This is a genomic window from Algorimicrobium algoritergicola (assembly GCF_008086165.1).
GTDB lineage: Bacteria > Bacteroidota > Bacteroidia > Flavobacteriales > Flavobacteriaceae > Algorimicrobium > Algorimicrobium algoritergicola.
The window spans coordinates 237979-251624 of record NZ_VSKL01000006.1 but is presented as its reverse complement, the minus strand read 5'-3'; the positions used below and the strand labels follow the sequence as shown (position 1 = coordinate 251624).

General features: G+C 32.0%; 17 protein-coding genes. 6 read left to right on the top strand and 11 right to left on the bottom strand.

Annotated elements, in window-relative coordinates:
- Window positions 1-259: 259 nt before the first annotated feature.
- The 3 genes from ES675_RS14490 to ES675_RS14480 all read left to right on the top strand — a co-directional run bounded on the left by ES675_RS14490 (window position 260) and on the right by ES675_RS14480 (window position 3010).
- A complete protein-coding gene (locus ES675_RS14490; protein WP_066257304.1) occupies window positions 260-706 on the top strand; it encodes a DUF4870 domain-containing protein in 447 nt (148 codons plus the stop codon).
- Window positions 707-845: 139 nt separating this feature from the next.
- Window positions 846-1184, top strand: a complete 339-nt coding sequence (locus ES675_RS14485; protein ID WP_066257295.1) for a PadR family transcriptional regulator — start codon at window positions 846-848, stop codon at window positions 1182-1184.
- The gene (locus tag ES675_RS14480) at window positions 1184-3010 is read left to right on the top strand and encodes a PspC domain-containing protein (RefSeq protein ID WP_066257290.1); all 1827 of its coding nucleotides are present in this window, start codon (window positions 1184-1186) and stop codon (window positions 3008-3010) included. Before ES675_RS14485 ends, ES675_RS14480 begins: the two co-directional genes overlap by 1 nt.
- A gap of 201 nt (window positions 3011-3211) precedes the next feature.
- Here ES675_RS14480 and trxB read toward each other — a convergent pair whose 3' ends face one another.
- Window positions 3212-4192, bottom strand: coding sequence for a thioredoxin-disulfide reductase (gene trxB / locus ES675_RS14475; protein WP_066255581.1), 981 nt, complete (start codon window positions 4190-4192; stop codon window positions 3212-3214).
- A gap of 226 nt (window positions 4193-4418) precedes the next feature.
- Here trxB and ES675_RS14470 point away from each other — a divergent pair, with 226 nt between their 5' ends.
- Complete coding sequence (locus tag ES675_RS14470; RefSeq protein ID WP_231931321.1) at window positions 4419-4853, top strand: arsenate reductase family protein; 435 nt, start codon at window positions 4419-4421, stop codon at window positions 4851-4853.
- 7 nt (window positions 4854-4860) lie between these two features.
- Here ES675_RS14470 and ES675_RS14465 read toward each other — a convergent pair whose 3' ends face one another.
- From ES675_RS14465 to ES675_RS14435, 8 genes are all read right to left on the bottom strand, one after another.
- The gene (locus ES675_RS14465; protein WP_066255584.1) at window positions 4861-5184 is read right to left on the bottom strand and encodes a hypothetical protein; all 324 of its coding nucleotides are present in this window, start codon (window positions 5182-5184) and stop codon (window positions 4861-4863) included.
- A 115-nt stretch (window positions 5185-5299) separates the two neighbouring features.
- Window positions 5300-5458, bottom strand: a complete 159-nt coding sequence (locus ES675_RS16475; RefSeq protein WP_170244096.1) for a hypothetical protein — start codon at window positions 5456-5458, stop codon at window positions 5300-5302.
- 34 nt (window positions 5459-5492) lie between these two features.
- The gene (locus ES675_RS14460) at window positions 5493-5651 is read right to left on the bottom strand and encodes a DUF1328 family protein (RefSeq protein ID WP_008635694.1); all 159 of its coding nucleotides are present in this window, start codon (window positions 5649-5651) and stop codon (window positions 5493-5495) included.
- Window positions 5652-5827: 176 nt separating this feature from the next.
- The gene (locus tag ES675_RS14455) at window positions 5828-6277 is read right to left on the bottom strand and encodes a ferritin-like domain-containing protein (RefSeq protein WP_066255588.1); all 450 of its coding nucleotides are present in this window, start codon (window positions 6275-6277) and stop codon (window positions 5828-5830) included.
- A gap of 173 nt (window positions 6278-6450) precedes the next feature.
- Window positions 6451-6885: a hemerythrin domain-containing protein gene (locus ES675_RS14450; protein WP_066255592.1), complete on the bottom strand. Its 435-nt coding sequence runs from the start codon at window positions 6883-6885 to the stop codon at window positions 6451-6453.
- Between the two features lie 56 nt (window positions 6886-6941).
- Window positions 6942-7151, bottom strand: a complete 210-nt coding sequence (locus tag ES675_RS14445) for a hypothetical protein (RefSeq protein ID WP_066255595.1) — start codon at window positions 7149-7151, stop codon at window positions 6942-6944.
- Between the two features lie 27 nt (window positions 7152-7178).
- Entirely contained in the window at window positions 7179-7544 is a 366-nt protein-coding gene (locus ES675_RS14440) for a hypothetical protein (protein WP_066255599.1), read from the bottom strand.
- Between the two features lie 6 nt (window positions 7545-7550).
- A complete protein-coding gene (locus tag ES675_RS14435) occupies window positions 7551-7880 on the bottom strand; it encodes a YtxH domain-containing protein (RefSeq protein ID WP_066255602.1) in 330 nt (109 codons plus the stop codon).
- Between the two features lie 188 nt (window positions 7881-8068).
- Here ES675_RS14435 and ES675_RS14430 point away from each other — a divergent pair, with 188 nt between their 5' ends.
- Both ES675_RS14430 and ES675_RS16470 read left to right on the top strand, forming a co-directional pair.
- On the top strand, window positions 8069-9436 hold the full coding sequence (locus ES675_RS14430) for an NAD-dependent succinate-semialdehyde dehydrogenase (RefSeq protein ID WP_066255606.1): 1368 nt from the start codon (window positions 8069-8071) through the stop codon (window positions 9434-9436).
- A 12-nt stretch (window positions 9437-9448) separates the two neighbouring features.
- Window positions 9449-9601 carry a hypothetical protein gene (locus ES675_RS16470; protein ID WP_170244095.1) on the top strand — a complete coding sequence of 51 codons (153 nt, stop codon included), beginning with the start codon at window positions 9449-9451 and terminating at the stop codon, window positions 9599-9601.
- Window positions 9602-9757: 156 nt separating this feature from the next.
- Here ES675_RS16470 and ES675_RS14425 read toward each other — a convergent pair whose 3' ends face one another.
- Both ES675_RS14425 and ES675_RS14420 read right to left on the bottom strand, forming a co-directional pair.
- Window positions 9758-10786: a helix-turn-helix transcriptional regulator gene (locus ES675_RS14425; RefSeq protein ID WP_066255609.1), complete on the bottom strand. Its 1029-nt coding sequence runs from the start codon at window positions 10784-10786 to the stop codon at window positions 9758-9760.
- 261 nt (window positions 10787-11047) lie between these two features.
- Window positions 11048-13645, bottom strand: coding sequence for an ATP-binding protein (locus ES675_RS14420; RefSeq protein WP_066255613.1), 2598 nt, complete (start codon window positions 13643-13645; stop codon window positions 11048-11050).
- Window position 13646: the final 1 nt, after the last annotated feature.

Below are 13646 nucleotides of genomic sequence, written 5' to 3'. Positions count from 1 at the left end.
TCTCTAATTGGGCTTTTCGTAGAAGAGCCTTAAATGCGCACGTAATTAGCTAATTCCCTTTAAACGCAAAGGTTTAGCCGATTTTTATCCTGTTTATTTATTTGGGCAAAACGTTTTTGGGGGGGTAATTTTTTATAAATATATCGAAAATAAACGAATCCCTATTTGTTAATTTTATGTTAATTTTTAGTACTTTGTATTGCATAATACCTTCCTTTAGATATATATTTGCATAAGAAACTATTATATACTTTTAAAAATGATCGATAATCACCAAAAAAATCTAGCCACATTTATTCACCTTTCCACTTTTACTAGATTCTTGATTCCTTTTGGAAATTTTATAGGACCATTAGTTTTATGGGTTATGAATAAAGATAAATCGGAATTTGTAGATGCGCATGGAAAGCAAGCTATTAATTTTCAGATGAGCATTTTATTATATGCTTTAATTATTGGCATGGTAACTATTCCTTTTTTCATTTTTAATTTGATTAGCGGTTTCGATTTTTTAGATATCAATACGTTTGATAGTATTCGTATTAGTATTACCAAACCTTCACCGCTACTTTATATAACAGGTGGATTAGGATTTTTAGCCATAATCGGGTTTATTTTAGAGCTCGTTTTTATAGTGAAGGCAGCATTATCAGCTAGAGATGGCCAAGCATTTCAGTATCCATTAACGATTAAATTTTTAAAATAATCATTATAATTTCATCAATAAATAAATCAATCAATCCTGTCTAACGGCAGACAAGCAATCAAAAAATGAACAGTTTAAAAAAATTATTAGGAAAAACGCGCTTTAAGCGGTTTGCCTTAATTAAAATTAAAAGACACATATGAAAATAGAAAACACAAAAGCACAAATGCGTAAAGGTGTTTTGGAGTATTGTATTCTTTCGGTATTAAAAGACGATGACGCTTATGTAGCCGAAATATTAGGAACTTTAAAAGATGCCAAATTACTAGTCGTGGAAGGAACCATTTATCCGTTGCTTACCAGACTTAAAAACGCTGGACTTCTTAATTATCGTTGGGAAGAATCCACATCTGGACCACCACGAAAGTACTATGGCCTTACCGAAACCGGCAAGTTGTTTTTAAATGAATTAACCACAACTTGGAACGAATTACAAAATGCAGTTAATATAGTAACCAGTCAAAAAAACACGAAATAATGAATAAAACAGTCAACATAAATTTAGCAGGTATCTTTTTCCACATTGATGAAGATGCATACCTAAAATTACAACGCTATCTTGAGGCTATAAAACGTTCATTTACTGACTCTCAAGGACGATCTGAAATCATTTCAGATATTGAAGCGCGTATTGCCGAATTATTTAGCGAGCGCATCAAACATGATAAGCAAGTTATTGGCAATAAGGAAGTAGAAGATATTATTACCATTATGGGACAACCAGAAGATTATTTGGTTGATGATGAAATCTTTGAAGACGAACCACAGAGCCAATATCAACGTACATCGACTCCGAATAAAAAACTGTTTAGAGATACTGAAAACTCCTATATTGGAGGTGTATCAGCGGGATTGGGACACTATTTTGGCATTGATACTATCTGGATTCGCTTATTATGGATTATCTTGATATTTGGTGCTGGAACAGGTGTATTCTTGTACATTATACTATGGGTTTTAATTCCTGAAGCCAAAACGACTGCTGACAAGCTTACCATGACTGGTGAGCCTGTCAACATTAGTAATATTGAAAAAAAAATCAAGGATGGCTTTGATAACGTTTCCGATGTTGCTAAAAATGTCGGCGATTCTTTGTCAGGAACGGCCAAATCAGTTTCCGATTCGGTTTCTGGTGCCGCAAAAAATGTCAATTTTCAAAAGCATGGAAATAGTATTAAATCTAGCTCACAAAGTTTTTTTGATGCTATTGGGAATATCTTTGTTTTCTTCTTTAAAGTTATTGCCAAGTTTATAGGTATCATTCTAATTATTATTGGAGCTGGTACATTAATCAGCTTGCTTATTGGATTGTTAACGGTTGGTGTAACCGACATTATCCATATTCCAGGATTTGAATTATTAGATGCTGCAAATGCTGCTAACACACCTATTTGGCTCGTATCTATGTTGTTCTTTTTTGCTATTGGAATTCCTTTCTTTTTCGTCTTTTATTTGGGACTTAAAATTTTAATTAACAACCTAAAATCTATTGGAAATATTGCGAAATTCTCCCTATTAGGAATTTGGTTAGTAGCCATAATTAGTTTGACTATTATTGGTATTAAACAAGCCACACAGCATGCTTTTGATGCGAGTGTATCACAAAAGGACACACTAAATATTACAGCTAATGATACATTGGTTGTGAAAATGGCAGAGAGTATTACCTATAATAAAAACTTTAACAGACATGGTAATTCTACGCGATTAGCTTACGATGACAACAATAAAAAAATTATTTACTCAACGGATATTCGTTTAATTGTAAAATCTACCCGAGATTCTTTAGGCTATATAACTATTGAAAAACAAGCCGATGGCAGCGATTTTCTTTTAGCTAAAAAACGTGCAGAAAACATTAATTACAAGTATGAATTGAAAGGCAACACGTTAATATTGGATGCGTTTTTAACAACTGAAATCGACAATAAATTTAGCGATCAAGAAGTAGAAATCACCTTGTATTTACCTGAAGGAAGCACCTTATATGCAGATGACAACACATATAATTTTCATAGAAACTCCAGCTATTACAATGACATTTTAGATAATGGTATGGAAGAGCATTATTTAAAAATAATAAATGACGGTGTTATTTGTGAAGATTGCCCTGAAGACGATTTTAAAGTGAACATAAATGTCAATGATGACAATTCAAGCGTTAGAATTGACGAGAATGGTGTTCAAATCAAATCAACCGACTCTAGTTTAGAAGTAAATGAAGACGGCATAAAAGCCAATAGTGAGGAAGTTAAAGTAAATATTGACAAAAATGGAATAGAAATAACAACCGATAACAACTAAAAACATGTCATCCTGCCTGTCGACAGGCAGGCAATCAATCAATCAATCAATCAATCAAAAATCAACCAATCATGACCACCTTATCAAAAATTATTATTTCCATTATTATAACACTTTATATGTTTCTCTTTTGAAAGAAACAAAGCACAAAAAAACCGAAGCAATTGCTTCGGTTTTTTATATGTGTAATCTTTACGTTATTTAGTTATAAGTAGATGTGCTTACTTCAAAATCAACATCTTGAGCAGCCAACCAACGTTCCGCATCTAAAGCAGCCATACAACCCGTTCCGGCAGCTGTAACCGCTTGTCTGTATACATGATCTGCAGCATCACCAGACACAAAAACACCTTCTACATTTGTTTTAGAAGTTCCAGGTACATTAATAATGTAACCCGTTTCATCTAATTCTAAAAAGTCTTTAAAAATATCCGTATTAGGTTTGTGTCCAATAGCAACAAAAAATCCGGTTGCAGGAATTTCATGTTTTTCCTGCGTTTTATTATTGTAAGCGCGCACGCCAGTAACCACTTGACCATCACCTAAAACTTCATCCGTTTCCGTGTTATAAAGGATTTCGATGTTTTCCGTTTTCTGAACACGAGCTGCCATAATTTTAGAAGCTCTAAATTCATCACGTCTAACTAACATCGTCACTTTTTTACAAAGTTTAGATAAGTAGTGAGCTTCTTCGCAAGCACTATCTCCTGCTCCAACAATTACGACTTCTTGATTTCTGTAGAAAAAACCATCACAAACAGCACATGCCGAAACACCACCACCTAATTTCAAGTATTTCTGTTCCGAATCCAATCCTAAATATTTAGCAGATGCACCTGTAGAAATGATAACCGTTTCACAATGAATTTCCTTGGTTTCATTTACCCATACTTTATGTATGTCTCCAGAAAAATCAACTTTCGTTACCCAACCATCGCGTACATCTGTTTCAAAGCGTTCTGCTTGTTTTTGTAACTCCATCATCATGGCTGGACCCGTAATACCATCTGGATAACCTGGAAAATTCTCTACTTCATTCGTAGTAGTTAACTGACCACCTGGTTGCGTTCCTTGGTATAAAACAGGTTTCATATTTGCTCTGGCTGCATAAATAGCCGCTGTATAACCAGCAGGACCAGAACCTATTATTAAACATTTTACTTTTTCTATCGTTTCAGACATAATTTGAGTGTAAATTTATTAATACAAAAGTAGAATTTTTAGTAGAAACCTTACAGTAAACTTGTTAAAAGTTATTATGTAACAATTAATTTTAGTGATACAGCTTGCGTATAAACTGTTTAGCTCAATTTTTAGTTTAACAGGTCTTACAGCCTTCCTTTCGAGTTAAAATTTAATTTTATTACGCTATATTGCGTTACTTTTTACAAATAGATTTATAATAAAAATGAAAGAAGAGGATTCTATGGGAACCATTGCAACCAATAACAGAAAAGTGATACTGTATTATAATTCAGAAACTTCATTAGGACAACAAGCTTATGCTTATGTAAACACCACTAATCGTGGCATTTTAGCAATTGATATTTCTAAAACAAAAGTAACTGGAACGCAATGGGCTGAAATTGCTACCAACCTTAATACTACTTTGGGTGGTTTAGTGAATCAAGAACATCCCGATTTTAAAAATAGTTATAATACAGATAAAGCATCTTTATCTGAAGATGATTGGATTAAAATTCTTCAAAATCATCCAAGTAGTCTACGTTGTCCTATTTTAGTGGACGGTAAAAACTTTCATTTTATTGAAACGCCTTCAGAAATATCAAAGTATTTTGATAAAGAGGAGAAATCTGTTGATGGTAGATACCCTATAGAATAACGTTATTTTAAATAACGTCATTAGAATGATCATTCTCTGCTGGTATTTTTCTAAAAAAACTATCTAAATCGGTATCGCTATCTATACCATAACTAGCCGTAACCAGACCTTTTTTTCCGTCTTCTGTTTCTATCACGTATAGAATGGACATATCTGATGGGTTGCTTATCCCTTCAAAACGCTGTGTCCTCTTAATAAAAATTTGATTTGGTTGATACCCCCTTTTACTTATTAATTCAACTAGAGAACCAGCTTCACATCTGAAACTACTTGTATAACCACGTTCTTGATACTTTTGGATATGCTTTAATTCCGTTCGTTCTTGTTTCATAATATAAATTTTAAATTACAATAAAGCAGGATATTCACTAAACGCAAACACCTGCTTTAATTACTAACCAAAATACGACTTTGGATAGGTTTAATAAAATATAAGTACTGTTATTTTAATCAATAGCATCTTCTACATCGTCTGCTACATCTTGAGCAGCATCTCCTACATCATCCGCAACATCTTCGATACTATCATTTTTTTGATCTCTACAACTTGGTAGTACTAGTGACATACTGAATGCCACTAAAAAAACATAAAGAAATTTTCTCATAATAAGTGGTTTTAATTGTTAATTAGAATTTAGTTTATACTTTTCTTCCTCGAATAAGTGAAATAATAAAAAGTACAATAAATATAAAAAATAATACTTTAGCAATACCTGCTGCTCCTGCTGCTATTCCACCAAAACCAAAGATTCCAGCTATAATTGCTAATACTATAAAAATAATTGTCCAACGTAACATAATGTGTGTGTTTAATGGTTAATTAGAAAACTGACTATCAGCGTTCTACAATGTAAATATCGTAATTTTATATACTTTAGAGTTGCTCTATCGGGATAGCTTTTAACTCAAATAAGTTTTAATAAAAAAGGATTCTTTATAAAAGAACCCTTTTTATTAATAGATTTAAACAAAGATTATTTCAAATCCTCTAGTTTTTTAATCGTGTTTAATTCTTGCCAAATAGTATTTTTCTGATTTAAAACTAAATCTCTGGTTGATGTTGGCAAGGCTGTTTCTTTCAGCACCTCTTCATATTCTTCTACGGACGCCTTCTCGCCACGAATGGCTTCTTCAAGCATAGACTCTTCATTGTCACTTGAAAAAACTGCTTTTACATCCATCCAAGCTCTGTGTGCTGTACCTGTAGCACTTCCACCTGTTTCAGGTTCCTGACCAAAATTTTTAATTTCAGACTTTAGTTGATGTCCAAAATCATAACGTTCAGCGGCTTTACGATTAAAAAAATTCTTTAAAGCTATGTGATCTGTATTTTCAGCTGCTTTTTTATAGCCTTTTTCAGCATCATAATTTTTTTCTAACAACGCATTTAGTTTGCTTCCTACTTCTTTTGTGTATGGGTTCATAATAATATGTATTTAAATTTCTAGCAATTTATTTATGGATGTTTGCTTTTTGACATCTAGCACTATAAACAACTTAAAGCACTTACTATTATAAAGATACATGTAGAAAAAAGAATGCGTTAATCTAAAAAAAAATTAAATTAACGCAAAAGATTAAAAGTAAGTCTCTAGACTTATAAATTATTTTTCATGTGACTTTGGTATGAAGTTGCCAAAGATTTTTTTTGAGTATCACTAAAAACTTTTCCTGCTAATTGGAAAAAACTATGTTCCTCATCTTCTAGATGATGTTCCACTTTATGTTTTAAATCTTTTGCAATTTTTAACCAAGATGACGCATCGCGTTCGGTGTTTTCCAACTGCTCAATAAGCTCATCTATTTCATGATGTTCCGCTATTCCATGTCTAGCATGTTCTTGCATCATATCATTACTAATTAACGGTTTATAAAAATGACGTTCTTCAGCATCTGCATGAACCTCAAGTTGTTTTTTAACCGCTTTAAAAATTTTATCTCTTGTTTTGGTATCACCTGATGTTTTAACGAGCTTGTCTAATAAGTCCCGTTGTATATCGTGATCCTGTCTTATAGCTTCAAAAATTGTCATGTTTTTTTGGTTTAGTTATAAAAATAAAAAGAAGGTTAATATGTTATAACAACATATTACCTTCTTGAAAAAAGCTTTCTAAAAAGAACAAATACGCCATATTTACTAGCACCTTTTACTATTGGCTCAATCCAGTTATACGGTCTGAAGTCGTCTTTTATTTCTGTTTTCAGTAATTTTAATTCTTCCCAGGCAATTTTGCGTTCTAAATTTAATTGCTTCAGTTCGGTTTCAATGTCGTGAAAGTTCGTGTATGGTGGTTTCATAAGTAATTTCTTAAAAGTAAGTTCAAATTAATAGTCTATATCATCTTCTAAATAAAATTTAGATCCTATTTTCATTATAACATATGCGCTGATAGATTTACGCGCCATATAAACAATGAGTCCGATAATAAAGAATATTCCTGCTACAGAAAGGTACCCTAAAGCCAAATTTTCTAAAAGCTGTCCTAAATGAATAGCTCCAGCAACTGCGCCAAAAATAAGCCCTAGAACCATTAAGGTCCCAACAGCCAAAAGTTTAGCTACCATGCTTAAAGAATAAGCTAATTGTTGAAATACTTTAAGCTTAAAATATTGGTGAGATTTTTCTAAAAAGTTCTCACCAATATCTGCTGCTCTTCCTGTTTTTTCTCCTATGGATTCAAAAACATTCATAATCAATTATGATTTTTGAAGTTTCTTATTCTGCATTTTAAGATCTTTAAGTCTAGATTCTAATGCTGTAATAACATCTTCAGCTTTATAACTTGCATCTGTTACCAAAGATTCCACTCTATCTTCTAAATTGTGTTTTTCTGTGCTTACTGTTGAAGCAACGCGATCACGTAAATCTAATGCTGTTGATGCTAAACGTTGTTTTTGTAATTCTGCTTCATCGGCTATGCGTTGTCTTGTAGCACTTCCTTTATCAGGTGCAAATAAAATTCCTAATACTGCTCCTATAGCTGCTCCAGCTAAAATTCCTAATCCTGTACTTCCGTTATTTGTCATGGTATATATTTTTTAAATTAAACATGTGTTTCAATACTTCAAAGATCATGATAATAAGCCGTTTACATTAACGCTAATCATTTAATTATTGCCGTAAAACAATTTCATGTATCGCGTTAATTGTTTTATGGAATACGTTAATTTCAACAACCGTTAAAAATTAACTTGTAAGCACTTAAAAAAAAACAATGTCTACTAAAACAATTAAAACCATAAATCCTTATAATGGGAATATCTTGGAAAGCTATAAACAGTTTTCTGATGATAAAGTGGAAAGCTATTTAAGTCTTGCTAACCAAACGTTTGAGGAGTGGAAAACTACAGAAATTTCTGAACGCATTACGTTGTTTAAACAATTAGCTGATACGCTTATTAAAAACAAGCAACTTTATAGTGAGCTCATGACAAAAGAAATGGGAAAACCTATTTCTCAAAGCATGGCAGAAATTGAAAAATGTGCATTGTTAACCGATTTTTACATCACTAATGCTGACGATTTTTTAGCAGATGAACTTATAGAAACCGATGCTTCGGAAAGTTTTATAAGTTATGATCCCTTGGGTTGTATTCTAGGAATTATGCCATGGAATTATCCATTTTGGCAAGTTTTACGTTTTGCCATTCCAACTATTACAGCTGGAAACACCGTTTTACTTAAACATGCGGCAAATGTGACAGGTTCTGCATTAGCAATTCAAGATTTATTTGAAGAAAGTGGTTTTCCTAAAGGATGCTTTCAAACATTAATTGTAGATCACGATCAAATAGAATCTATTATTGCTGACAACCGAATTCAAGCCGTTTCTTTAACAGGAAGTGAAAAAGCAGGCAAACATATTGCCCAAGTAGCCGGGAAAAATCTCAAAAAAACAGTTTTAGAATTGGGTGGAAATAATGCGTGTATTGTTTTAGCGGATGCCGATTTAGATTCTTATCTAGATACTATGGTAAATGCCAGAATGCAAAATACAGGACAAAGTTGTATTGCTGCCAAGCGTTTTATTGTTGAAGCAGCTATTTATGATGAATTTTTAGAAAAATTTAAAAATAAAGTAATGTCCATAGAGATTGGTGATCCTTTAAAAGAAGCAACTGGATTAAGTGTTCTAGCTCGCGAAGATTTAGCAAAAACCCTTAAAGATCAAGTAGATAAATCCGTAAAAAAAGGTGCTAAAATACTTATTGGAAATAAAAGCGACAAGGCCTTTTTTGAACCCACAATAATTACAGATGTTACACCAGGTATGCCAGTTTTTGATGAAGAAACCTTTGGTCCTGTTGCTGCCATCATAAAAGTAAAAGATGCTGAAGAAGCCTATAAACTAGCTACCAATAGTAGATTTGGTTTAGGCAGTATGGTTTTTACAAAAGATACTGAAACTGCAAAACACCAAATTAATCGGATTCCAGATGGCGCCTTTTTTATAAACGACATGGTAAAATCAGATCCAAGATTACCGTTTGGAGGCACAAAAGCTTCAGGTTTTGGTCGTGAATTATCAGTGGAAGGCATCCACGAATTTGTAAATAAGAAAACAATATATATTAACCTTTAAAAAATAAAAATTATGCCAGTAGTTAAAGATAAAGATTCAGATAGAGAAGATTATTTATTACAAGATGATAAAAAAACAGTATTCACTGCAACATTTATAATAGTTGCGCTAATAGTTTTGGTTATAGCTGTTATTATTTCAGGAATGTATTTTGATTGGTTTTAATCTTCTAAAAGGATATTAAAATGTAATCAGAAAACAAAAAAGCTCAACTATATGTTGAGCTTTTTATATGTTATTTAATTATTAATTCTATTTAAAACCTCAACATAAAAATCATGTTAAAAGTTTGTCTTTAAAAAGACGGTTTCAAATTAATTATTAGGCTGTCATAGATAATTCACGTTGTGCAAACTTGTAATCTTTTGGGCTACAGTTATACTTTTCTTTAAATATTTTAGAAAAATAACTTCTACTTGTTAACCCAATCGTGTAAACCACTTGCGAGATGTTCATATCTGTATTTTTCAATAAACCTTCGGCCTTTTTAATACGTACCTCTCTAATATATTCCGTTACAGTATGACCATGCATTAACTTAAATCCTTCTTGTAACTTTGAAGGTGATAAACCAAATTTACCATATAAATCTGTAATAGTAATTTGTGTTTCTGAATTCTCATTTACATATTCTGAAACGGTTTTAATTGTTTTCATTTCAGTAACGGTAAGCGATCCCGTTTTTTGGTGTTTGTTATTTAAATCGTCTGAATGCTGTTGGATTTCCAATGCTAAAATAACATGAACCAATCCTTGAACTAATAAGGTTCTTACCAAACCTTCTTGAGAAATAGCCTGAAGTTGGTCTATTTTTTTAGAAATTTTTAAGTTGTGAGATCCTATATATACAAAATTTTCTTCATTGTGATTTTTAAAGAATGTTTCAATTAGTTTCTGTTTTAAACCTTCAGAACCGGACTCATAATTCAAGTTTGTAGTTTGTACTGAAATAAGCGTCGTTTTTAATTGCTCATCCTTTTTAAAATACAGTAAATTTTCTTCCGCTTTTCTGCTAGTTAAAATTCCAGTTTGGAAACTTTCTAACGTACGCTTCTCTCCTGTTTCTCCAAAACTATGTCCTAATTGTCCTTTAGAGCAATATGTGAAATAGATTGGGTTTTTATCAGGCGTATTAATGGCCAAAACAAAATCGTGATTAAAAATCATGTCAAATTCCAAATAGGTAATTCCATCATTTAACGAAATTCCTGTAATAATTCCTTTTCCTAATTCACTATCCACTTTTAAAGAATGTTCTTTATGGTCTGTTGTAAAAGTACCACCAAATGTTTCTTCTAATTGTTGGAAAGTAGCTTGTATTGTATTGGCTTCTAAATATGCAGTTTTCATAAGGTCGTATTTTAAGTTAGTAAATTAATCTCTTTGTTTTGTAAATCATTAAAATGAAATATCCATAATTAATGATACTGTAAAGATCGATTAAGTAAGACCCTTTGCTGTTACACAATTTCGGCATTGTGTTATATAATCTTTAGATTTAAGCCCAAAAACCTTGATTTTCAAGTGAATAAAAAAATAAGTTTGAAAAAGTGTTTTAATTACTAAAAACATCTAGTCGATGTTTAATATAACCATTTAATGGAAGTCTAATTAAGCTGGTAAGAATATAATGAATTGCGCACCTTCGCCTAATTTTCCTTTGGCATAAATATAGCCATTATGGTTTTCTACAATTTTTTTACAAATAGCTAATCCAATTCCAGTTCCGGTATATTCAGTTTTTTGATGTAAGCGCTGAAAAACTTCAAATATTTTTTCAGTATACTTCTCATCAAAACCAATACCATTGTCAGAAAACGTAATTTTATAATACAACTGACTCGTGGTTATAAAATCTTTAGGTAATTCCGAACTGCTTACTTTATTAGACTGAATTACAATTTTAGGAACCGAAGTTTTGCTTCTATACTTTAGAGCGTTGGCCATAAGATTGGCAAATAACTGCTCCATTTGAAAGAAAACACCATGAATATCTGGTAGCTTATCTGATGTAATTTCAGCTTCTGTATCTTTAATAGTATTAGCTAGGTCTTCTTGAACTTTAAGTAAAACATTATTTAAATCAATGCGTTCTAAATCTGTTTTACTACTATCAATCCTAGAATAAGCTAATAAATTTTGAATAAGATTTTGCATGCGTTCGGCAGCATTCTTAACTTTCACAAAATAATTGCTCCCTTTTCCCGAAAATGTTTCGCCTTCAATATCTTCTATTCTGGAAATAAAGAGTTGTATTTTACGGAGTGGTTCTTGCAAATCATGGCTGGCTACTCGGTTAAAAGATTCTAATTCGGCATTACTCTGCTGTAACTCGGAATTACTTTTACGCAATTCTTCAGCTGCGCTAATGGTTTGTGTAACATCTTGCACAACACCAATCATAACCGTTTGTCCTTCCTTATCTAAAAATTGACCATTGGTTTTTACAAATTTAATTTTCCCTTTTTTAGTTATTATGCGGTAGGTAAACTCATCAGATGTTAATCCGTTTATTGAATCTTTTAACCGCCTATCATATACTGCTAAATCTTCAGGGTGAATAAAATCTCTATATTTTTTTGATGAGGATAAAAATTCATTAGGATTAAAACCTAAAATGCGGTAAAAATTATCGGATAATTCACGCGTGTCTGAATCCTTATACCATAAGAAACTACCAATTTTAGCTATACTTTCAGCATCGTTTAAAATGGAGTTCCTAATAACTAGTTGTTCATTCAGCTTTAATAATTGATCAGATTTTTCCTTTTCATCCGTTGTTTCTCTAATGGTAACCGTAACGCCATCGCCAAGTTTTATAGCTGTAGCAGAAAACCAATGTGTTTTATCCCCTTTTTCATAAGGAACATCATATTCTATTGTTTTATTATTTTCAATTGCATTCACTAAATGTTCAAAAACACCTGTTTTAAAAATCTCTGGAAAAACATCAGAAACGTTTTTATTTTTAATTTCTTCGGGAATATCACCAGTTACAGGATTAATGCGGTCATTAACAAATAGAACTTGGAAGTCAATTATTTCATTGTTTTCATTTCTAATGGATTTAAAATGCATTACAATATGTGAGATGCTTTTAAATATATTAGCCAATAATGCCCGATTATCTAATAGTTTTAGGTTTTGATTTTCTAATCGTTTTTTAAGTTTAAGCTGTGTGTTTTTAGCCTGCTCTTGAGCGGTAATATTTCTAGCGGTAACTAAAATACCATTGGACAACGTAGTTACTAGCGATTCAAACCACATGTGTGAATCGTTCATCGTCATTTCAATTTCAAATTTTACTTTTTCTTGGGTATTATAACACTCTACAAATTTGCTAAATGCGTCACTACCTTTTAAAAACGGAAAGACTTCTAAAACCGTTTTCCCTAACATATCGTCTGGATCTAAACCAAAATAATCCCGATTACAGGCGTTGGCATATATAATAGTAAAATCTATAATTTCGTTATCATCATCATTAAATATGGGTTCATAATAATTTACCACATTATCGGTTGTGCCTAGAACATTTCTCAAAAAGTTCTCCGATTCTCTAATTCGTAATTTGTTTCTATACATTCTTAAAAAAGAAAGTATAAAAACTAATAACGCTAAAAAGGCTAATAGTAATAGTAATAAAGGAGCTAACGATTTATCCGATTCATAGGTTTCTTGCCGAAGTTGCATAAGCCGTTGCTCTTCACTCAATATGTCACTTTTTAGACTTCTTATTTGGTAGAGCGTAATACTAACTACGGACTTTTGCGCATCTCTATATTGCAACAAAGTATCATCTGTATCTAAATCTGTTTCATCTAAGTCTTGAAGCTGATTATATAAGTCGCTTAATAGGCCTTTGACTGATTGTAACCGTTTTATTTGTGATGGATTATCATCCAGCAAATGCGTCAAGCTGTCCATGATAACACGCCCTTCTTCACGATAAGCTTGATAGACGTTTTCACTTTTATCTGAATTTAGCAATGCATCCCTAAATTCTTCTGAATCTGCTTCCGTATAATGAGCTGTTAACAAACTAATTCCGTTATACACATGAAGAGAATGTGAAACCATTTCAGCCGAATTCTGCATGACTACAACCTGTTTATAAGCCATAGTTGATGTAAAAACAAGCAATACAAGTGCCAAAAAAGATAGCACAAAGTAGGTTTTAGTAGATGTATAAACGCGTTTAAAATTCATA

What these genes read in the sequence shown, in the direction of transcription:
- ES675_RS14440 (WP_066255599.1), bottom strand. Translation starts at nt 7,544, where the DNA reads ATGAATGTTTTTGAATCCATAGGAGAAAAAACAGGAAGAGCAGCAGAT.
- trxB (WP_066255581.1), bottom strand. Translation starts at nt 4,192, where the DNA reads ATGTCTGAAACGATAGAAAAAGTAAAATGTTTAATAATAGGTTCTGGT.
- ES675_RS14435 (WP_066255602.1), bottom strand. Translation starts at nt 7,880, where the DNA reads ATGACAAATAACGGAAGTACAGGATTAGGAATTTTAGCTGGAGCAGCT.
- ES675_RS14485 (WP_066257295.1), top strand. Translation starts at nt 846, where the DNA reads ATGAAAATAGAAAACACAAAAGCACAAATGCGTAAAGGTGTTTTGGAG.
- ES675_RS16475 (WP_170244096.1), bottom strand. Translation starts at nt 5,458, where the DNA reads ATGAGAAAATTTCTTTATGTTTTTTTAGTGGCATTCAGTATGTCACTA.
- ES675_RS14465 (WP_066255584.1), bottom strand. Translation starts at nt 5,184, where the DNA reads ATGAAACAAGAACGAACGGAATTAAAGCATATCCAAAAGTATCAAGAA.
- ES675_RS14450 (WP_066255592.1), bottom strand. Translation starts at nt 6,885, where the DNA reads ATGACAATTTTTGAAGCTATAAGACAGGATCACGATATACAACGGGAC.
- ES675_RS14420 (WP_066255613.1), bottom strand. Translation starts at nt 13,645, where the DNA reads ATGAATTTTAAACGCGTTTATACATCTACTAAAACCTACTTTGTGCTA.
- ES675_RS14445 (WP_066255595.1), bottom strand. Translation starts at nt 7,151, where the DNA reads ATGAAACCACCATACACGAACTTTCACGACATTGAAACCGAACTGAAG.
- ES675_RS14430 (WP_066255606.1), top strand. Translation starts at nt 8,069, where the DNA reads ATGTCTACTAAAACAATTAAAACCATAAATCCTTATAATGGGAATATC.
- ES675_RS14470 (WP_231931321.1), top strand. Translation starts at nt 4,419, where the DNA reads ATGAAAGAAGAGGATTCTATGGGAACCATTGCAACCAATAACAGAAAA.
- ES675_RS14460 (WP_008635694.1), bottom strand. Translation starts at nt 5,651, where the DNA reads ATGTTACGTTGGACAATTATTTTTATAGTATTAGCAATTATAGCTGGA.
- ES675_RS16470 (WP_170244095.1), top strand. Translation starts at nt 9,449, where the DNA reads ATGCCAGTAGTTAAAGATAAAGATTCAGATAGAGAAGATTATTTATTA.
- ES675_RS14455 (WP_066255588.1), bottom strand. Translation starts at nt 6,277, where the DNA reads ATGAACCCATACACAAAAGAAGTAGGAAGCAAACTAAATGCGTTGTTA.
- ES675_RS14425 (WP_066255609.1), bottom strand. Translation starts at nt 10,786, where the DNA reads ATGAAAACTGCATATTTAGAAGCCAATACAATACAAGCTACTTTCCAA.
- ES675_RS14490 (WP_066257304.1), top strand. Translation starts at nt 260, where the DNA reads ATGATCGATAATCACCAAAAAAATCTAGCCACATTTATTCACCTTTCC.
- ES675_RS14480 (WP_066257290.1), top strand. Translation starts at nt 1,184, where the DNA reads ATGAATAAAACAGTCAACATAAATTTAGCAGGTATCTTTTTCCACATT.